Consider the following 19,406-nt stretch of genomic DNA (forward strand, 5'->3'; position numbering starts at 1 on the left):
GCTTGCTTGCCCGCGGCTAAATCCTCTCAACGGTTCGGCTCGTACACATCCCACGTCCATTTAATCGACTGAACAATTTGGTCCGCCGCCTGTTCAGCCTCGAGCTCATTGATAATGACGCGGGAATGATGGAGCGCATAGGCTGATTGGCGCTGGAAAAAGAGCTGCTCCACTTCTTCCAACGTTTTGTTTTTCAACACCGGCCGGCTGTCGACAATAAGCGGCAGCCGCTCTTCCTTCCAATGCTCCCACGACAAGTCAAGGAAAAAGACGATGCCGTGGGCCAAACAGGCGCGCCGCACGTCTTCCTGCAAATACGCGCCGCCGCCGAGCGAAAGAATTTTCAACCTTGTATTCGTGCACAAATCAACGATCAGCTCCCGCTCAACCTGCCGAAAATACGCTTCCCCTTTTTGCGCGAACATCTCCGGAATCGTCATCCCGTGCCGCCGCTCGATTTCCGCGTCGACATCGATGAAGTCGCGGTACAGCTTCTTCGCGACAAGCTGCCCGATCGTTGTTTTCCCCGCCCCCATAAAGCCGATCAAAATGATATTTCGCTCGCGAAGCGGGATGACCGTCTGCCTCTCCACGCTGCTTCACCTCTTTTCCTCTCTCTTCCCAGAAGACTGGCGAATGACAAGCTCCGGCTGCAAAATCGTCCGTTTCGGTGCACTCGCATCCCCTTTCATGCGTTCATGCAGCTGCTTGGCCGCATAGGCGCCGATCTTCTCAGGAAACGCGGCGACAGTTGTGAGCGGTGGCTGAAACAGCGCCGATTCTTGAATATTGTCAAACCCGACGACCGCGATGTCGCGCCCTGGAACGATCCCTTCCTCTTTTAAGCCAAGCATCGCCCCAAACGCGACGACATCGTTGTAACAAAAGAGCGCTGTCGGCGGGTTCGGGTGCTGCAACAGGCGTTTGACCGCCATCCGCCCGCCTTGCCTTGTCGTCGCCGATGGCACAAGCAGCGTGTCATCCATCTCGATGCCCGCCGCACGCAACGCTTCACTGTACCCCGACCGGCGCGCTTTCCATACGGACGATTGCGGAGACCCACCGATAAAGGCGATGCGCCGATGGCCGCCTTCGAGCAAATGCTCGACCGCCATCCGCCCGCCGGCTATATTATCGATCCCAATATAATCAAACTGTCCGGCCGGAAGTTCATCACGGGCAAACAATACAACAGGAATATCCCACTGCCGCAGCCGCTCGAGCATCTCTGCCGAACATCCAGGAACCGGGCTCATGATCACACCGCCCACCCGATGCTCCAGCATCGCCGACAATAAGGCGTCTTGTTTTTCCGGCCGGTCAAACGTCGTGCCTAAAATGACCGTATATCCTTCCTGATCGAGCGCCTCATGGACGCCAACGAGCAATTCGGAAAAAAACGGGTTGTCAAGTTCGGTGATAATAAGACCAACTGTCGACGAACGCTGCGAACGCAAATTGGCCGCCACGCGGTCATAGACGTAGCCAAGCTCTTTCATCGCTTGGAGCACTTTTTTTCGCGTTTCTTTCGAAATATTCGGACTCCCATGGACGACAAGAGAGGCGGTCGCCCGCGACACGCCGGCGTGTTTGGCGACTTGTTCGAGCGTCACGCGGGAACGCTTTTTATCTGACACCGTTCGAATCACCTGCTTTACCGTCGCTTTCACCTATCAAAAGTATAAAGGCTGGCGGCAAGCAGTGTCAATGCAAGGCGTGGGCTGCCGGGAAAACAAACTTCGAAACAAAAAACCCGGCAGCCTCGCACAAGGCAAGGAGCCGGGAAGACGGCAAGCCGCCGTTCGTTCATTCATATGATCTCGTTTTCTCGCAGCCGCTCAATGTCTTCCTTGGACATGCCAAGCATCGTTTGCAAAATCTCTTCGGTATGCTCGCCTAAATCCGGAGCAGTGCGGCGGATGGCGCCTGGTGTTTTTTCGAATTTCGGCACAATGCCGGGCATTTTAATTTTGCCAAGGCGCGGATGGGCGACTTCGATGATGTTTTCCCTTGCTTGGTAATGCGGATGCTCAAAAATATCTTTAATGCTCAAAATCGGGCTGACCGGCGGACGGTCCGGATACCCTTGCAAATACGTAAACCCGCTGAACGCCGTCGCCGGCGTGCCGAATCCGGCTTTCTCGCGAAACGGACCTGTTTGCCCGTAGCCCGAGACGCGAATCATCACCAGCTTCGGATTGATCCGCTTCAGTTCTTCATATCCGCCGCCTTCTTTGCGCAAATCCAACGTGAGCGACCGTTTATTGCGCGCCAGTCCGGGCCAGCGGAGCGGCTCCCCATCCTTGAACGGCCCGACATGGCGGAGCGTATCCCCTTTTCCTGGCAATTCCACCTTGATGACATCGGCGCCAAAATCACCGAGCAAAACCGCCCCAAACGGCGCCGCGATCATTGTCGACACATCAAGCACTTTGACGCCTTCCAGCGGCAAACGCGCCATGACAATCTCCTCCCCCATTTCGATTTATTGTCCGTATGTCATGATGACCGACAACGCGGTCCGGACGTCTTCAATCGGAATTTGCCCCGGCGCCGAGCTTTGCCGTCCGACTGCAAAGGTGACGGCAGAGCCGAACAATCCGCCTGCCAGGCGGGTGATGGCGCCCAATGCCCCCATCGACATCGTGATCAGCGGGATGTCCACCTCTTTTCGCGCTTCTTCCGTCGCCTGCAGCAGCGTGAGCACATCCCCCCGCGTTTTCGGCATCACAGCTGCTTTCGCGATGTCGGCGCCGCATTGTTCCGCTTGACGCATTTTCGCGACAAGCTCTTCCTTAGATGGCGTACAATCAAAATTATGATAGGACAAAACGAGACGCACTCCATAGCAGCGGGTCAGCTGACGGACAGCGGGGACATAGGGCTCATGGGCAAGCTCGTAATCAAGCAAATCGATCGCGCCGCTTTGGCACACTGTTTCAAACAACCGCAGCTTTTCCTCTTCTGTCAAGGAAATCGGTCGGCCGCCCTCCAGTTCGGAACGAACCGTAAACAAAATCGGGATGTCTCCGGCAATCGCCCGCATCTTTCTCGATGTGGCCGCCACTTCCTGTTCGTCCCGAATCGCCTCGAAAAAGTCCGCCCTCCATTCAATGAGATGCGGCTTTTTCTCCGTGATTTGCCTTGTTTCCTCCAACACTTGCTTCGCGTCCGCTCCGACGACCGGGGCGCAAATGCACGGTTCGTCTCCCCCGATCAAGACATTGCGCACACGGACAGCACGCTTTGCAATCGCCATATGCTCTCCCCCTTATGGTCGATAACCTAGTTTTTCGGAAATGGCTTGTGCTCCTTCTTTTACGAGCCTCTCGAATTGTTCCATCACTTCCCGTGTAAATCGATGCGCCGGCCCAGAGACGGACAAGCAGGCGCCCACTTCCCCGCGGATGTCGAAAATGGGCGCCGCAACGGCCGCAGAGCCGACTTCCCGTTCATCGATGCTAGACGCAACGCCGCGCTCCCGAATCACCTCAAGCTCCGCCGTCAGACGATCCAATCGTTCCTTTGTCGGCACTTGCGCAAAAATCCGCTCTTGAACTTCGGGCGATTGATAGGCCAACAATACTTTTCCCCCCGCCCCCGCCCAAAGCGGCAGCCGCTCGCCGATTCTCACCATATGGCGCAGCGCCTGAAGCCCCTCGCACTGTTCGACGCAAACGCGGGCATCTTGTTCCAGCACGTATAAGTTCACCGTCTCCCGCGTCTCGTCGCGCAGCCGCTCCATCACCGGCCGCGCGATTTCCCGCACTTTAATCGATTTGCCGGCAATATATCCTAAATAGTACAATCCTTGTCCAAGACGGTACTTTAACGTCTCCGGATCTTTGACGACCAAGCGGTTTTGCTCCAGCGTGGCGAGCAGGCGCGTTGTCGTTGATTTGGCCAGCGAACAGGCGTGTTGATTATCCAATAAAATCCAAAGGGTATAGAAAAAAGAGCACCTTTCCTGTAGAATGTGAGTAGCGACACAAACAAACCCAGGAGGTGCTCTCTATGAACAAGCATACCACACTCCCGAATTTGATGCAAAAACTTGTTTCGGATGAAGAGATTCAACGGATTGCCGAAGCGGTTGGGTATCGTGATTCGTCTCGAACCTTTCCGTTGCGCGAGTGGATTCACTTCTTCCTGCTGGCCGCCATGCATCAATGGAAAAGCTTTCGCCACGGAGCCGATGTGGGGCCTCTGTATGGATTGCCGCGATTCCATTATTCAACTGTATCCAAGAAAGCGAAAGAAGTTCCCTATGACATCATGAAACGCTTGTTGGCGTTGATCATTTCCAAGTGCAACCGCCAAACCCGCCGCTCGCTTCGGTTTCCCAAACCGCTTCGGGTGGTGGATTCGACGACCGTCACGGTCGGGAAAAACCGCCTGCCATGGGCTCCGTATCACGGCGAACGCGCCGGAGTGAAGCTGCACGTCGCGTATTCGCCGGAATCCTCGCTGCCGGCAGACGTGGTGGAAACCATCGGACTGCGTCATGATGGCCCGGTGGGAGAACAGTTGACGAACCCTCAACAAGTGCTGGTGGAAGACCGGGCGTATGTCAAAATCGAACGCCTCGATCGATTTGTGGAGCAGCATCAGCTCTTTGTCATTCGGATGAAGGACAACATCGAACTTCATCAGAAAAAAAGCTTGAAACGCCTTTCCAGCACATCCTCATCGGTTCAAGCCGACTTCACGTGCCAGTTGGGGATGAAACAATGCCGCTCCACCAAGCGTCACCGGGTGGTGATCTTTCGAGATGCGAATGGCCGCGACATTCGGGTCGTGACGAACCTCTTCCATGCGTCTGCGGAAACCATTGCCGACATGTACCAACAACGTTGGACTGTTGAGGTCTTTTTCCGTTGGGTGAAGCAATATCTCGAATGTCCCGACCTTGTTTGGCACGACGGAAAATGCGGTATACAACCAACTGTTTGCGGCGTTCATCGCGTATGTGTTGCTGCGATGGCTGTATGATCAAACCAAAAAACAGACGAACGTCTCTCTTTCCTTCATTTCGTTCGTTCGCCGTTTTTTCTCTGGGCAGCTTCCTCTCGATTGGAAATCCGGGATGGCCGCTGCTTTGTTTGAGTATGCCCAAATTTATGGAAGGCGTATGTCTAATTTTGGATAATCAACACTCGTGATAAATTTTAGTATTATTTTGAAGGAGTTGGGAAAAATCTGTCGAATTACAAGATTATTAATAAATAATAGAAGGGAGTTGTTTATTTTGAAAAAGGTAAAAGTATTAGCATTTTCACTCATCGGAGCATTGTCGACTTCTATAGCTACAGTATGCTTTGCTGCTGAAGGGGATGTGTTAACGGCAAAACAACAACAAGAAATCAAGGCCATTCAATCCTATCACCCAAGCGTCAAGGGGCTTGATCTTAAACATCCAGAAACTTGGAATCTTAAACAGAGTGTAGGCATCCAAGTACCAGTTGAAAGTTCAGGAAAAGTGTCTTCAGGACAAGTTTCCACTTCATCAACAAGTACAGAATTTGTAGGGGCCAAGGGTTATACCTATGTAGTAGACGAAGGACTATATTATGAAGGCGTTCATGGTACAATTCCATATCAATTAACTCCAGTAGTAGTGGTTAATGCTTGGTTAGGAAAACAATCTCCATCTGCTTCAAAAATTACATGGGTAGATAATCAAGAAGAGATAAAATATGCTACAAAGAGTGCTGCTGATGTTACAACAGGTACAAACAAAAAGGCAAAAGGTTCTGTAGGAACACTTATATATGGAGAAGCTGCTCATTCCATAACCTTTTTAACTGGAACTTATACTGCTACAACAAATGACGCCAAGATTATTGAATAATTATAATTAAGGGAAAAGAAGAGCTATTTCTCTTCTTTTTCCTTTATAGAAAGTTATAGAAAGGTATTTGACTTATGACAATAAGTAATAAAACAGGCTTTTTAATCATAATACTTTCAATGCTACTATCTTTTTTCATCACTTTGTATATCGTTAAAGGAAACCATCAAGAAACAGATGGGAGGCCGAAATTGAAACAAATATATAGCTATACAGACGTAAGAGAAACTAGTATGACTACAAAGCCGGAGTATATAGTTGACTCTAAAAAATTGTTATACACTGTAGATCAAGATGACAAGTTTGAAGCAACTTATACTTTTAAACATAATACTAGAACCCCAGAGAAAATGGTTTTTTATATCCTAATGGAAAATACTAATACTCCAATTTCAGTCAAAATTAATGGAATACAGGAAAAGTATCATGTCATTCAAGTACCCAAAAAAGGAAAAGTCTCCGTTAATTTTACCATTAGCAATGTGCCTAAAGGTAATCATATTGTTTATTTATTTACTGAAAGATATGAAGAGAATCTAAACAGTAAGAATCCAGTAGAAAAACACAATATTCAAACATTCATGTCTTTTTACTATTTCCAATTAAAAGGTAAGGAAGGAGAAACTAAGGCAATTTCTCAAAAGTCTATTAAGCCAATTTCCGTTTTAAAAGCTGACGATAAAGAAGACCATTCATTAAAACTATTTAAGGATGAAAAACTATCAAATGAAATATTAGATACCCGTGGTGCTAGTTGAGCGTCAGCGCTCAACCAGCCCTAGTGTGACCAAGGAATAAGCCAACAAGATGCCATCGAGTGCCACTTCAAACCCGGCAATGGAATTCGCTCGAATGTCGGTGATCCGGTATTGGTCTACGAGAATCGAAAACACCGTCTCGATGACTTTGCGTTTTTTCCTGATCCATTCTTCCCATGCCTTGGATGGGCCGTGCTTTTGATTGTGTCGAGACGGTGTCCAGAACGCGGCTTGGTGTTCTTCGTACAGCTTTTCTCGAAGAGCGTGGCTGATGTACCCTTTGTCCCCAAAGTTGTAGGGATGAGGGATTTGAGTCATCACCGTTTCAGCGGCTTTGACGTCGTGGCAGGACGCTTCCGTCACGACATAGCCCATGGCCAGCCCTTGATTGGTCACTTGAAGATGCAGCTTGAAACCGTAGTACCATTGCTTTTTGGAAGCACAATACCCCATATCCGCGATCCCTCGAAATCGCTTGACGCGCTGCATTCTTGCGGGATGGCACAACGGAAGAGGCAAGCTGTCGACGACCGCATAAGCATGGTGTTGGCCACGTTTCGCCAGCTCATGACGGATCCATTTGATGGCGAAACCAAGCGCCCGGCAGCGGCGGTTGTATCGGGAGCGTTCAAGAAACGAGCCGTTTGTGAACAAATTTCCCGTGACAAAACGATGCCAGGCTCGTTCGGAAGAAAAGCCCAGCAGCTTCCCCAAAAGGTGAACCGCCATGACCACTTCGTCTTCTTGCTTGACCAAGTGACGGTTGCGGCGATGAAGATACATTTGAATCAACGACAGTTGGGCAGAAACAAAACAGAAAATAGCGGCATATTGTTTTTGAAGTTTGGCTGGATCTGTAGTAAAATGAAAGTGCTCTTGCATGGGGGATCTCTCCTTTCGAATGTTGGGTGACACTTTCATTCTACTGGAGATCCGCCAGCAAGGGCTATTTTTATGCTTGTCTGAGTTTTATCTAGCACCACGGGTATTAGATAGTATTACTAGAGGAATGTATTATCTATCATTTAATAACTCAAACGAGTTTAATATGAGAGCTAATATATATGTTCTTAATGATTATGAAGTTCAAAACAATGACCTAATTTCAGTTGATATTGCCCCATTCAAAAAAGCGGTTGTTCCTATTGATCTTTCAAATATCAAAAGCAATAACAGTATACGAATAATCATGATCGGAATCCCTGAAACGAATAAGACTGAAGCGCCGTTTCCAGTAAGAGTAGCGTTTAGTACTATGCGTTTTCAAGTTTCACGGTAATGCTACACCGGCAGAAGATAGCGCTGAAAAAAGCAGAACCAAGCGATATAGACGAGATGAGTGATATGGGATGGCATTGGAGGGGAGCGCAAATTATAGGCACATGGCCATCGTACAACATATTGCTGCAATCCGTTCGAACTATTCAGGAACAAAAACGGGCTTTGTAGTGTTTTCTGCAACTAAAAATTTAAGCGAAATGCAATGAAAAAGTTTAGCACCCTATGCTCCATAAAAGTAAATATAATCCATATACCAATATAAATTATCTTACCCTATAAGGCTTGACATGGAGCCTCTGCGTGCATGGATTCTTTTGCGAAGGCCGCAGCACAAAAGGAGTTCGCAGAGGCAACCAGCCTACCATGCACGCTACTCCATGTAAAGCCTGTTGTAAATTAGCACATTATTTCAGAATCCCTTTTTCAAATTATTTCGGACGGATTCGGAAATAATGTGCAAAATCTTTGCGAATTATTCCAGGTTTTGCAGATTATTTCCGAACGTTTGCACATTATTTCGGATGATTAACTAGAATGAGGATGGATCGGGATGAAACATAACAGGGGCCGATCAGCCCCTGCTGTGTCAGTACCCCATTTCTTCGGCTGCCATACGCACAATGTCTTCGTCAATCATATGTTTTTTTAATTGAGCGCCGTATAACAGGCAAGTGGTGGAGAGGTTGTTGATGATTCGCGGCCACCCCTGCGACTGCAGGGCAATCGCTTCTAAGGCAGCTGGGGTAAAAATCGGGTGTTTCGCCCCATACCCATCAAGTTAAGAATTTTGGTCTTTGTGCATCGTCAAAAACATGGTATCCTTTCTAACGAACACTCCACGTTAGAAAGGATTTTTTTCATGGAAAAACAAATGAAAGCATGGATTCAAACCATTCATCAACTCTTTTCTCCCGAAGAATGAACCCGTCTCGCACGGAAAACAGGCTTTATCCGGCGGCAGCGTTCGTTAACGGCGGAAGCCTTTCTGACTCTCTGTGCATGGGGATGTTTCAAGCTCGGATGTATTGGCATCAAAAGGAAGACATTGAAATCAGTGAACGGAAAGCGCTCGATCTTCTCCAATCGTATTGGCACCAGTTGCTTTTGCGTTCGCATATGGCGGAAATCAACCTTTTCCCTCTCCTTTCCCTGTTACGAAAACATGCCAAGAAAGGTCGAAGGAAAGGGGAAGAAACGGCATCAGATATCTTAACGAAATTAGAGATATGGTAGAATTAGATATGGATATAAATACCAAATACCCCTCTTCTGGAGGGGTATTTGGTATGCCCAATAATGGATGTGATCCCCATCATTCACTGCGGGGATGAACACGAGTATCGTCTTAAAAATTTTATACCGCTAAACTTGACGGGTATGGGAAACGACCCCACAACGCCATAGATATCAGCCGAAAAACAGCCGCTCCGCCAACAGCGCAATGCCGATTCCTACGGCCATATAACCGAGCGCAAACGGAACATTCCTCCTGCCGATCCGATACGGATTGTCCCCCAGCTCCTCCGCCAGCAAAGAAACAGAAATATTGTACGGGCTGTACATGACCGTCGCCAAACTGCAACAAATGAGCACAATCGACAACGGCACCGCCGGAACAAGCAGCCGCACCGGCTCAAGCAGCGGCATGAGCAGCGTCAAGCTGACCAACGGATGAAACCCAACAAACGACGTCGCGAAAAAATAAACGGCAATCATTCCATACAGCCAGACGGAATGTTCCGCCCCGACGCGAAACCAGCCTCCAAGCCCAGCGAGCAGCGGAGACCGGGCCAGCATCTCGACAAACAACCCGGCTCCTAAAAACATGAAAAAGTAGTTTCCCAATCCCTCTGTCCGCTCTTTCCAATGGCAGAGCGCCATCACCGCATACCGCTTCACCCGGCGCACAAGCAGCGCCCATCCGAAACAAAACAATCCAACACCAAATGCAAAAAACAGAGCTCCCGACACCTGGTACACCCCGCGGGCGAAAAACGTGGACACAATAAACGCTGACAGCGCTGCAGCTCCCATAGCATAGTGAACGGGGGCCGTCTCGACAAACTGGGCCACCATATACAGCGCCACCGCCGCTGTATACACCGGCACCCGCCACATTCCAATCCAGTCTTGAATGCGATCGTGCGTCATTGTTCTCCCCTTTCGTTGCCATACGTTGAGATGATGATGCGACTGTTGTCCATAAGCGGCGAAAACGATTCCCCTCTCCGACAGCACACATTCACGTTTCAGCAGACGGGGCAAGCACCGGAAACCTGAGCCTCTCTACATCCAAAGCGATGTGGTGAACGTCCAATCGAAAAAAACGGGTGCCGCTACACCCGTTTCGCAAGCACCCGCTCAAGCCCCGCCGCCACGCCGTCTTCTTCATGGGAGAGGGTGACGAAATCACAATTCGCTTTCAATTCGGGGGCGGCGTTGGCCATGGCGACGCGGCAGCCCGCCACCTCAAACATCGACAAATCGTTATGGCTGTCGCCAAAGGCGACCGTGTCGCGCACATCGATGCCGTAATGGGCGGCGAGCTGTTTGAGCGCCTCGCCTTTTGTCGCCCGTTCGTTGTTCATCTCAATATTGTGCGGGTGCGACGAGGTGACCGTGACACCACGGAGTGCGGCGAATCGCGACGCTACATCACGCAGCCGCTCGCGGTCGAGGGCGAAAATCAGCAGCTTATACATCACCGTCTGCGGGTCGTCCCACACCGTGCGGATGTCATCAACATACATCACCCGCGCCTGCTGGAACTGCTTGTTCACGAGCCACTTCACCTCTGGCGCCGCATCGGCCATCCCGGAAGCGAGCGCCTCCCATTGGGCGCGGTTGTGCAGGCCGACATAGACCGCATCGCCCGTGTACGTCTCGCAATACAAATCGGACTGTTCGCGCACCCACTCAAGCGTCGGACGGACGATTGTCCGCTCGAGCGGCGCCTCGCTGATGACCGTGCCGTCTTCGAGCGAAACGACCGCGCCGTTTAAGCTGGCAATCGGGCAGATAATGCCCGCCTCGCGAAGCGGGGCGAGCGCGTCTTTGCGCGCCCTCCCTGTCACGACGGCGACGATGTGGCCCTGCGCCTGCGCTGCGGTGATGACCGCCCGGTTTCGTTCACTGATTTTTCCTTCCCTGTTTAATAGCGTTCCGTCCATATCGAGTGCAATCAACATCTCTGATCCCTCTTTCTTTCGTCATGCCAAAAGCGGCTGGAAAAACGGTGTTCCGACAGAAGCAGGGGCTAGTGGAAAGCCGGAAATTCCTGCGCTTTTCACTCCGTACCCCAGCGCCTGCCCCCATCATCTCCTGTTCGACATCACGATCGGCTTCTTCTTAGAATTCCGGTGAAAAACAGTTGCCACGCGCAAATCAGCGGCATTTCACCAAAAAAGAAGACTGATTTCGCAAGGTTTTCTAATTAAGAAACAACCGGAACTAACAGTGTTTTCTACTAAATCACTAGACCTTTAGATCGCAAACTGTTCAAACAATTCCCTCACTTCATCGGAACGAGGGGTTGGGCCTGTGCTCATATTCACACCCAACTCGCGCAAAAGCGGGGCCAGCAGCGGACCGTGTTCCTTCGTGACGCGCACATGGCTCGGTACACGCCCGAGCGCGCGAGCAAATTCAAGAAAACTTTGTTGCAGCGTCTTCGCCTCCAGCTGGCCGCGAAACACTTGGTGATGCAAAATGACTCCGCTCGCTGCATCGGCAGCCAGCGCCAGCAGCGGAAAATACGGGCGCTCCCAGCGTCGCTCCTGAATCGGCTTGTTCACATAAGCGATCGAAAACTCCGCAAACAGCGGGGCGCGATCGAGCGCCTTGACCTTTTCCAACTCGTCCGTTCCGATTTCAAGCACCGGTGTTTCCTTTTTCTTCGCCTTCGGGCGCGACACCCAGCCGTCGCGCCAATGAAGCCCGTCTTCTCTCCGTTCGGCAATCCGGGCAAACAATCGGTTGCCGCGAGCGGACAAAGCTAGGGACAGCTCGCCATCGCGCAGCCGCTCGGCGACAACGACCGCTTGTTCCAATGCCATAGCCGCCCATGCCGCTTCCTGTTCCGAAAGAAACCATGGATAATATCCAGGGGCAAAACTGCGGAACATCGGCAACAGCTGTTTTCCACTCACAGGAATGTGATACTTCCGCAACATCGCTTTATCGTCTCTTTCCAAGTCGTTTCGGGGCGCGAACGACACGAGCAATGCGCGCTCTTTAAACACAGCGTCTTTTGGATGCAACGTTCCAGATAAAATATCTTGCAAGCATGCATACCCTTCCTCACCGATGTAAATGACAAGGCCGTACTCCTGGCCAAGCGCCCCGATCACCGTACAATACAACGATTCCCCATCAGGAGTCACCACGGCAAAAATTTGATCATCGTCCATCCATGTCCACGGGGCCAAGTCCCTGTAGGCGAGCGCTTGATCGAACAGCGTTTTCCATACATCCTGTTCCACTTCTTCGACTCTGCCTTTGCTTGCGGCTCGTTTCGTTTTTTTCGCCTCACCTTCTTCCTTCACCACTTTTCGTTGAAACGGGGCGAGCGCCACATTCACGTTCGCCGTCAGCTCCGCTGTGCTCATCTCTTCCTCTATGGCTTGCACTTCTCCCCAGCTGTCCTCTTTCAAACCCACTCGCACGGCCTTGATACAGCACGGATACAACGCGTCGGGAACTGGATCGACGATCTTTTCCAAAACGATGTCATGCTCCCACATATCTCCAAAATCATACACGTATTGGGCGCGGTCGCCTTCTTCGACAAACCATTGCCCAATCCTTTCCTCCCGCTCATCGTAATCGGCGCCGTCCCATCCAGCCGCTTCGTTGCCGATTTCAATGCCCAGCCGCGCCGTTCCGCCGACCTTTGTCATGTAAAACGTATGCAAATGTTGGTCCATCCAGCCGAATGCGGCTTGCAACACGCGATGCAGCTCGGCGAACGTCATCTCCCCCGGCACAAGCAACCGACGCCAAATGGGAGGGCGCGTATGCTTCAATTGCACTTTGAGTTGATAAATCATTCTCTTCTTCCTTTCTCATTGGCTTGTCTTGCCCTCTATTATAACAGATCAACGGAAACATGATGAAATCTTCCCTCTTTTCGTAGTATAATAGATGAAAAAATTCTCAACGAAAGCGAAGGGATCGATATGTGGATCGTGTATGCTTTGTTGGCGGCGGTGTTTGCGGCGCTGACATCGGTGCTGGCGAAAATCGGCATTGAAAACGTCAATTCCCATCTCGCGACCGCTATTCGCACCGTTGTCGTGCTCGTGCTCGCATGGCTGATCGTCTGGATGACAGGCGCCCATCAAGGCGTCAAAGTGATCTCAACGAAAAGCTGGGTGTTTCTCTGCCTCTCAGGAGCAGCAACCGGATTGTCGTGGCTTTGTTTCTACAAAGCAATCCAAATCGGCGATGTCTCGCGCGTCACCGCCATTGACAAGTCGAGCTTGGTGCTGACGATTTTGTTTGCGGCGATGTTTCTCGGCGAACCGCTGTCCGCGAAAGTGGTGATCGGGGTGCTGCTCATTACCATCGGGACATTGATCATGATGTTTTAGCCAGCCGCCTTCTCAATCGTTTAGCCTGTTCTTCTCGAAATATTGCCGCCATACTCAATTTTGGCAGTTTTCCATCAAGCCTATAGACAGGACAATCCAAAAGATGTTATGATAAATTTCATAGTGACCTAGAGCTTTTCTCCGCCCTCCACATCATTTCGGCATAGAGGACAGCTTTTGGGATCACTTTATGAAATAAGGTCTTCGTTGCGACCAAGAGTGTGTGAATGGCTTCGCCGCTGCTTGTCAAACGGAGAGTAGTTTGAAAGGAGATCACTGAATGAATGATTTTCACCCGTTCGGCTGGTACGCGGCGAAAATGGCCCCGCATTTGCCGAAAAAAGCGTTTCAACCCGTGAAGTCCCGCTTGTTTGGAGGTTTGGCTTATGTAGGGCTCGTCATCGCCGGCATCCTCGCTGTATCACTTTTTCATCTTCACCCGGTATGGAACCTCCTCATCTCGGTTGTGCTTGGTTTCAGTTTTGCTGCGTTAGGATTTTTAGGACATGAAATTTTGCACGGCACCGTCGTCCGTACACCTTGGCTGCGCGATCTTCTCGGCGCAATCGCCTTTTGGCCGCTTTGCACCGGTCCGAAGTTGTGGCGGAAATGGCATAACGCCAGCCACCATGTGCATACCCAGCATGAAGAAAAAGACCCGGACGCGTGGCCAAGCATGGAGAAATTAGCGAAAAGCCGCCTGCTCTCTTGGGTATACCGCATCCCGTTTCCGATTCGCGCTTTTTTCGCCTTTAGCTCGTTGTCCGTGATGTTTACCCTTCACTCGATCCGGATGCTGTTTTACTTTTTCCACGACTTTCGCTGGAAAAACCGCGCGGTTGTCCTATTTCAATTTTTCTTGCCTTGGGCGACATGGCTCGGGCTGTTATGGCTTGTCGGCTGGGAAAAATGGCTGTTCGCCTTTTTGCTTCCGCTGCTCGTCGCCAACACGATCGTCATGAGCTATATCGCAACCAACCATCGTCTCAATCCGTTAGTGCCGGTCAACGATCCGTTGGCGAACAGTTTGTCGGTCACCGTGCCAAAGTGGGTGGATATCCTCCACTTCCACTTTTCGCACCATACTGAACATCATCTCTTTCCTGCGATGAGCTCGAAGTACTACCCGCTCGTGAAAACATACATCAAACAAATGTGGCCCGACCGCTACCACGAAATGCCGATGGGAAAAGCGTTGGCCGCCCTTTGGAAAACGCCGCGCGTCTACTACGAGCACAACGAGCTCATCGAGCCGAAGCAAGGCCATGTGTACGGCACGCTCGGCAATGGGCTCAACCCCGACCGGATTGTGCATCGCGAGCTGGAAACGGAAAAACAGCCGCGCGCAGCCAAAAAACGGGCAAAAACAAAAAAAGCAGCGGGGCAAGAGAATTTGTAGAAAGGATGGGCTTTGCGGCCGTCCGCCTCCTATGTGGATCAAATAGCGGCGAAGAGGGGAAAAGAGCGCTTTTCTTTCGGCAAACCTGCGTTTCCGTTTATATGTGCACAACCAAAAGGTGCCCCGTCTGTGGGACACCTTTTTCCTTTTCACTGACGGCATTGGTCAATGCAAGCGACCAACCTTTTCTCAATATCTTCCGCGATTTCCTTCAACGCCGGCTCGTTCACCATGCCAACAAGCATTGTCGGCTTCGGCATGCCGATTTTCGTTGTGCCGTTCTCTTGATAGACAACGAGTTTACACGGCAAAAAATAACCGACCAACAAGTTTTCATTTCACACCCGCGCCGCTTCTTGCGGGTTGCACACTTCCAAAATGACCATCGGCGTGGAAAAATCAAGCCCCTTTTCTTGCAGCTTCTCGGTTACGCTAAACTGCCAGAGCACGCCAAATCCTTCTTGTTTCAAGTTCTCTTCCAAATGCTCGATCGTTTCGCCCATGTCTGTTGGCACGTCAACCGTGTAATGGAACATCGCTCCTTCTTCCCTTCGTTATGTTTTCCCGTTGTTTAGCATGCCCAAATCGATCGCTCACCATCACGCAGAAAACGGACGGCGACACATGATCAGTTCCAGCGTTCACATGTCTTTTCCCGTGACCCGTCGCCTTTCAAGCGCTTCGATCATAAAATATCCACCCAAATTTTCACCGCCGTCGCCAAAATCAACACGGCAAGGATGACTTGCAGCACTTTCGTGTTTAGTTTTTGCCCCGCTTTCGCCCCTAGCGGAGAGGCAAGCAAGCTCGCGACGACCATGATGAGCGCCGGAATGTAATCGACTTGGCCGGTGGCGATTTTCCCGAACGTAGAGCCAATGGAGGAAATGAACGTAATGGCCAAAGACGTGGCGATCGTCATTCGCGTCGGGATTTTCAGGACCACGAGCATGACTGGCACAAGCAAAAACGCCCCCGCCGCCCCGACGATGCCGGACCCGACGCCGATGAGGAACGCCAAGGCGGCCGCCACCCCTTTGTTGAACGTCACTTGGTCAAGCGGAATGTCATCGATCCCTTTTTTCGGCACAAACATCATGATCGCGGCTAATGCCGCCAAGACGCCGTAAACGACGTTAATCGTTCCCTCGCTCATCAGCTTCGAGCCGTAACCGCCGACAAAACTGCCAACAAGAATGCTTGCGCCCATATAGAGAATGAGCGATTTGTTCAAATAGCCGCTTTTTCGATACGCCCACACGCCGCCGATCGTGGCGAAAAACACTTGCACCGCGGTGATTCCCGACACTTCATGGGCGCTGAACGCCGCCAGCCCAAACAACGGCGGAAGATACAGAAGCATCGGATATTTAATAATCGATCCGCCGATCCCCACCATCCCAGAAATAAACGAACCGACAAAACCGATGAAAAAGATGACAATGAGAAACGCGAGCGAAACATCCATCGATCATTCCTCCCTTTTCGTTTCAAAAGGGACGGGGCACGCCCCCGCCCCCTGTCAATCTGTGCCGCTTCTTTAGGCATGGGCATGATGCAGCGCGCAGCGGTTCGGGCCGATCTCAAGCTCCCGCTCTGTTTCGATATCCACGGTTTTGAGCCCGCGGTTGATGGCGACAATGTCTTCAAAGTTCGGCGGGGTTTCCGTCTTGGCGCTTTGGATGACGAGGTCGATGAATTCGTCTTTCGGTTTGTTTTGCATCATCTCATTGCGGGCGCGGATGCGGCCCAACGTATCGCCGACATACCCCTCCGCGTTGATTTCTTCGTCTAAGTTCGCGTAGTGAGCCGGCAAGACGATCACATCATCCGCCATGGCCGCGACTTTTTCGTACACGGTGTCATACAAATCCGCCGCCCATTCCGCCACTTTGCCGCCAAGGTCCGGCCGCCCGAGACCGCCGACAAAAATCGTGTCACCCGAGAACAGCCATTTGCCGTTGACAAAGAACGAGACGCTGCCTGGCGTATGGCCTGGCGTTTTCACGGCCAACACTTCCAAATGAACGTTGGCAAAGTCGATCGTGTCATGCTGCTCTAGCGGCTCGAAATCAAACACCGCTCCCTCGCTTTTCATCAAGTAGTACGTTGCCCCCGTTCGTTCGGCCAGCGCCTTGCCGCCGGAAAGATGGTCGGCATGCAAGTGCGAGTCCACGATATGCGTGATCTTCACCCCTTCTTGTTGGGCCACTTGTTCGTACACGTCAATAAACCGCAACGGATCGACGACAAGCGCTTCGCCGCCAGAGATGACCATATACGACAGGCATCCTTTGCCGACGCGGATGAATTGGTAAATTTTCAACTGATCATCTTCGTATACTTTCGCTTGATGGAGATGCTCACTCCACGCCTGCATCCCGCCAGCGAGCGTATAAACGTTGTCAAACCCGGCTTCCGTCAGCTGTTCGGCGACAAACGCCGCCGATCCGCCCTTCGCGCACACGACGACGATGTCTTTGTCTTTCGGAAGACGGTCGACAATCGAGTCAACCCCATCAATCAATTCAAAATACGGCACGTTCAAATAGTCAAAGTTTTTCCCTTCGATTTTCCAATCGCGAAAATCGCTTTCGTTGCGGACGTCCAAGATGAACAGCGATTCTTTGTTGAACACCTTTTCCGTCATTTGTTGCACGGTCATTTCTTTCACCATATTACCATACCCCCTAATGTATATTTGATTGTTAAAAAAGGCCGCTCATTACGATTGAGCGGAATCAAGCGGCCCGTTCCATTGCGACATGCCGGGAACGACGTTGCGCACACGGTCAAATCCTTTTTCGGCCAGCTTTTGCGCAGCCAAATCGCTCCGTGTCCCTGTGCGGCACACGACATAAATCGTTTTGTCTTTCGGAAGTTCGGCCATCCGATTTTCAAGCTCCCCAAGCGGAATTGAAACGGCGCCCGGAATATGGCCAAACGCATACTCCGCCGGTTCGCGGACATCCAAAACAAACGAATCAGGATCGTGAAGTTTTTCTTGCAATTGTTCATTCGATACGACATGAGGGAATGTCGTTTCTTTGCGTGTTTCACTTTCTGCTGCCTTGCGGATATAATGTTTCAAAACCCCATTTTCTTCAATTGTTCCTACATATTGATGCCCTGTGCTTTCCGCCCATGCTTTGATATCGGCTTTGGATCCCTTATCCGTCGCCTGCACTTCCAGCACTTGCCCCGGCTGCAATTCATTGATCGCCTTTTTCGTTCGAACGATCGGCATCGGGCAGGACAGTCCTTTCGCATCAACGGTCATATCAACTTTAATCATGAACGAATCCCTCCTTACGGCTTATTCGACAGGCCCTTCCCAGGCCAGCATGCCCCCTGTCATGTTGACGACGTGGTAACCGCGGCTGTCAAGAAACTCCGCGGCACGGCCGCTGCGGCCGCCGGAACGGCAGACGAGAATGTATTCCTCATTTTTGTCCAATTCATGCATGCGAAACTCGATCAAACCGAGCGGAATATTGACCGCTCCTGGAATTTTGCCCGCAGCGACTTCCTCCGGCTCGCGCACATCGATGATATGAAGCGATTCTCCCGCGCGAAGCCGCTCTTCTACCTCTTTTGGCGTGATCGTTTTCATCCTCATCCTCCTCTACTGCCAGGCGTTTAGGCCGCCTTTGACGTTCGTCACGTGCTGAAATCCCATTTTCTTTAACAGTCGGCTTGCTTTTTGGCTTCGCATCCCGCTTTGGCAAATGACAATCACTTCTTTCTCTTTCGATAGTTCGTGAGCACGGGCTGTCAATTCGTGCAGCGGGATGTTCCGAAACCCTGGCAGATGGTAAGACTGAAACTCCAAAGGGGTGCGCACATCAATATATTGCACCCCGGGTTCTTTCAACCGGCGTTTCAATTCCGCCGCCGTCATCATTCGCACCCCTTTCGGCGGGATGAAGCGGCTGGCAAAAAACCAAACAAGCAAAACAAACAGGATGATGTTGATGATAGTTTGCGACATATGATTCCCTCGTTAAATAAATAAGTTCACGTTCCCTTCCGACGCATCAGCCAAATACGCGGCGACGCCAGCAAACTCAACGCCGTCGATCAATTCCTCCGGCTTCAGCCCAAGCAAATCGACCGTCATTTGGCAAGCGACGAGTTTCACGCCTTGCTCTTTCGCCATCTCGATCAACTGCGGAAGCGGCATGGCGTTATGTTTTTTGATGACCTTTTTGATCAACTTCGGGCCGATGCCGGCAAAATTCATGCGCGACAGCCCCATGCGGTCCGCGCCGCGCGGCATCATCTTCGCGAACATCTTTTCAAGAAACCCTTTTTGCACGGGAACCGACGCCTCTTTCCGCAAGGCGTTCAGCCCCCAGAACGTATGAAAGATCGTCACATCATGGTCGTAGGCAGCGGCGCCGTTGGCGATGATGTAAGCCGCCATCGCCTTGTCATAGTCGCCGCTGAACAAAATGATCGTCGTCTTTTTCTTCGGCTGTGTCATCTGGCTGCCTCCTTCCCTTCATACCTGTATGGGTATAAAA

General features: G+C 51.1%; 19 protein-coding genes and 3 pseudogenes. 5 read left to right on the forward strand and 17 right to left on the reverse strand.

Annotated features, from left to right (window positions below; translation table 11 throughout):
- Window positions 1-26: 26 nt before the first annotated feature.
- From ACR1UW_RS11205 to ACR1UW_RS11225, 5 genes are all read right to left on the reverse strand, one after another.
- Window positions 27-593: a shikimate kinase gene (locus ACR1UW_RS11205; RefSeq protein WP_015375117.1), complete on the reverse strand. Its 567-nt coding sequence runs from the start codon at window positions 591-593 to the stop codon at window positions 27-29.
- 6 nt (window positions 594-599) lie between these two features.
- On the reverse strand, window positions 600-1,637 hold the full coding sequence (locus tag ACR1UW_RS11210; RefSeq protein WP_498933361.1) for a LacI family DNA-binding transcriptional regulator: 1,038 nt from the start codon (window positions 1,635-1,637) through the stop codon (window positions 600-602).
- A 173-nt stretch (window positions 1,638-1,810) separates the two neighbouring features.
- Window positions 1,811-2,461, reverse strand: coding sequence for a CaiB/BaiF CoA transferase family protein (locus ACR1UW_RS11215; protein ID WP_498933363.1), 651 nt, complete (start codon window positions 2,459-2,461; stop codon window positions 1,811-1,813).
- A gap of 24 nt (window positions 2,462-2,485) precedes the next feature.
- On the reverse strand, window positions 2,486-3,259 hold the full coding sequence (gene aroD, locus ACR1UW_RS11220; RefSeq protein WP_498933365.1) for a type I 3-dehydroquinate dehydratase: 774 nt from the start codon (window positions 3,257-3,259) through the stop codon (window positions 2,486-2,488).
- Window positions 3,260-3,271: 12 nt separating this feature from the next.
- Entirely contained in the window at window positions 3,272-3,931 is a 660-nt protein-coding gene (locus tag ACR1UW_RS11225) for an IclR family transcriptional regulator (protein ID WP_498933367.1), read from the reverse strand.
- An 83-nt stretch (window positions 3,932-4,014) separates the two neighbouring features.
- Between ACR1UW_RS11225 and ACR1UW_RS11230 the strand changes: the two are divergent.
- From ACR1UW_RS11230 to ACR1UW_RS11240, 3 genes and pseudogenes are all read left to right on the forward strand, one after another.
- Window positions 4,015-5,149 (forward strand): annotated as a pseudogene (locus tag ACR1UW_RS11230) (IS4 family transposase).
- Between the two features lie 99 nt (window positions 5,150-5,248).
- Window positions 5,249-5,851 carry a hypothetical protein gene (locus ACR1UW_RS11235; RefSeq protein ID WP_498933369.1) on the forward strand — a complete coding sequence of 201 codons (603 nt, stop codon included), beginning with the start codon at window positions 5,249-5,251 and terminating at the stop codon, window positions 5,849-5,851.
- 191 nt (window positions 5,852-6,042) lie between these two features.
- Entirely contained in the window at window positions 6,043-6,609 is a 567-nt protein-coding gene (locus ACR1UW_RS11240; RefSeq protein WP_498933371.1) for a hypothetical protein, read from the forward strand.
- 3 nt (window positions 6,610-6,612) lie between these two features.
- Here the strand turns inward: ACR1UW_RS11240 and ACR1UW_RS11245 are convergent, their stop codons facing one another.
- The 5 genes and pseudogenes from ACR1UW_RS11245 to ACR1UW_RS11265 all read right to left on the reverse strand — a co-directional run bounded on the left by ACR1UW_RS11245 (window position 6,613) and on the right by ACR1UW_RS11265 (window position 12,938).
- Window positions 6,613-7,491, reverse strand: a complete 879-nt coding sequence (locus tag ACR1UW_RS11245) for an IS982-like element ISGsp1 family transposase (protein WP_011231214.1) — start codon at window positions 7,489-7,491, stop codon at window positions 6,613-6,615.
- Window positions 7,492-8,476: 985 nt separating this feature from the next.
- Window positions 8,477-8,656: pseudogene (locus ACR1UW_RS11250) on the reverse strand (AAA family ATPase); the annotation flags it as partial.
- Between the two features lie 641 nt (window positions 8,657-9,297).
- Window positions 9,298-10,041, reverse strand: a complete 744-nt coding sequence (locus ACR1UW_RS11255) for a hypothetical protein (protein WP_289651182.1) — start codon at window positions 10,039-10,041, stop codon at window positions 9,298-9,300.
- A 185-nt stretch (window positions 10,042-10,226) separates the two neighbouring features.
- Window positions 10,227-11,078: a Cof-type HAD-IIB family hydrolase gene (locus ACR1UW_RS11260; RefSeq protein WP_498933374.1), complete on the reverse strand. Its 852-nt coding sequence runs from the start codon at window positions 11,076-11,078 to the stop codon at window positions 10,227-10,229.
- Window positions 11,079-11,372: 294 nt separating this feature from the next.
- Entirely contained in the window at window positions 11,373-12,938 is a 1,566-nt protein-coding gene (locus ACR1UW_RS11265) for a plasmid pRiA4b ORF-3 family protein (protein WP_014196111.1), read from the reverse strand.
- A gap of 129 nt (window positions 12,939-13,067) precedes the next feature.
- On the opposite strand from ACR1UW_RS11265, the gene ACR1UW_RS11270 reads away from it, so the two are divergent.
- Window positions 13,068-13,481: an EamA family transporter gene (locus tag ACR1UW_RS11270; RefSeq protein WP_011231547.1), complete on the forward strand. Its 414-nt coding sequence runs from the start codon at window positions 13,068-13,070 to the stop codon at window positions 13,479-13,481.
- A gap of 280 nt (window positions 13,482-13,761) precedes the next feature.
- Window positions 13,762-14,880 carry a Delta(10) desaturase DesB gene (gene desB, locus ACR1UW_RS11275; RefSeq protein ID WP_498933377.1) on the forward strand — a complete coding sequence of 373 codons (1,119 nt, stop codon included), beginning with the start codon at window positions 13,762-13,764 and terminating at the stop codon, window positions 14,878-14,880.
- A gap of 149 nt (window positions 14,881-15,029) precedes the next feature.
- Here desB and ACR1UW_RS11280 read toward each other — a convergent pair.
- The 7 genes and pseudogenes from ACR1UW_RS11280 to ACR1UW_RS11310 form a co-directional block, all read right to left on the reverse strand.
- A pseudogene (locus ACR1UW_RS11280) lies at window positions 15,030-15,416 on the reverse strand (DUF302 domain-containing protein).
- Window positions 15,417-15,565: 149 nt separating this feature from the next.
- Window positions 15,566-16,348 carry a sulfite exporter TauE/SafE family protein gene (locus ACR1UW_RS11285; RefSeq protein ID WP_015375133.1) on the reverse strand — a complete coding sequence of 261 codons (783 nt, stop codon included), beginning with the start codon at window positions 16,346-16,348 and terminating at the stop codon, window positions 15,566-15,568.
- A gap of 72 nt (window positions 16,349-16,420) precedes the next feature.
- The gene (locus tag ACR1UW_RS11290) at window positions 16,421-17,557 is read right to left on the reverse strand and encodes an MBL fold metallo-hydrolase (RefSeq protein WP_328212581.1); all 1,137 of its coding nucleotides are present in this window, start codon (window positions 17,555-17,557) and stop codon (window positions 16,421-16,423) included.
- A 48-nt stretch (window positions 17,558-17,605) separates the two neighbouring features.
- Complete coding sequence (locus ACR1UW_RS11295) at window positions 17,606-18,175, reverse strand: sulfurtransferase TusA family protein (protein WP_015375135.1); 570 nt, start codon at window positions 18,173-18,175, stop codon at window positions 17,606-17,608.
- A 21-nt stretch (window positions 18,176-18,196) separates the two neighbouring features.
- The gene (locus tag ACR1UW_RS11300; protein ID WP_498933379.1) at window positions 18,197-18,493 is read right to left on the reverse strand and encodes a rhodanese-like domain-containing protein; all 297 of its coding nucleotides are present in this window, start codon (window positions 18,491-18,493) and stop codon (window positions 18,197-18,199) included.
- Window positions 18,494-18,505: 12 nt separating this feature from the next.
- Window positions 18,506-18,871, reverse strand: coding sequence for a rhodanese-like domain-containing protein (locus ACR1UW_RS11305; RefSeq protein WP_498933381.1), 366 nt, complete (start codon window positions 18,869-18,871; stop codon window positions 18,506-18,508).
- A 12-nt stretch (window positions 18,872-18,883) separates the two neighbouring features.
- Window positions 18,884-19,366 carry a DsrE/DsrF/DrsH-like family protein gene (locus ACR1UW_RS11310; protein ID WP_015375138.1) on the reverse strand — a complete coding sequence of 161 codons (483 nt, stop codon included), beginning with the start codon at window positions 19,364-19,366 and terminating at the stop codon, window positions 18,884-18,886.
- Between the last annotated feature and the right edge of the window lie 40 nt (window positions 19,367-19,406).

The organism is Geobacillus lituanicus, assembly GCF_050994965.1.
GTDB classification, from domain to species: domain Bacteria; phylum Bacillota; class Bacilli; order Bacillales; family Anoxybacillaceae; genus Geobacillus; species Geobacillus stearothermophilus.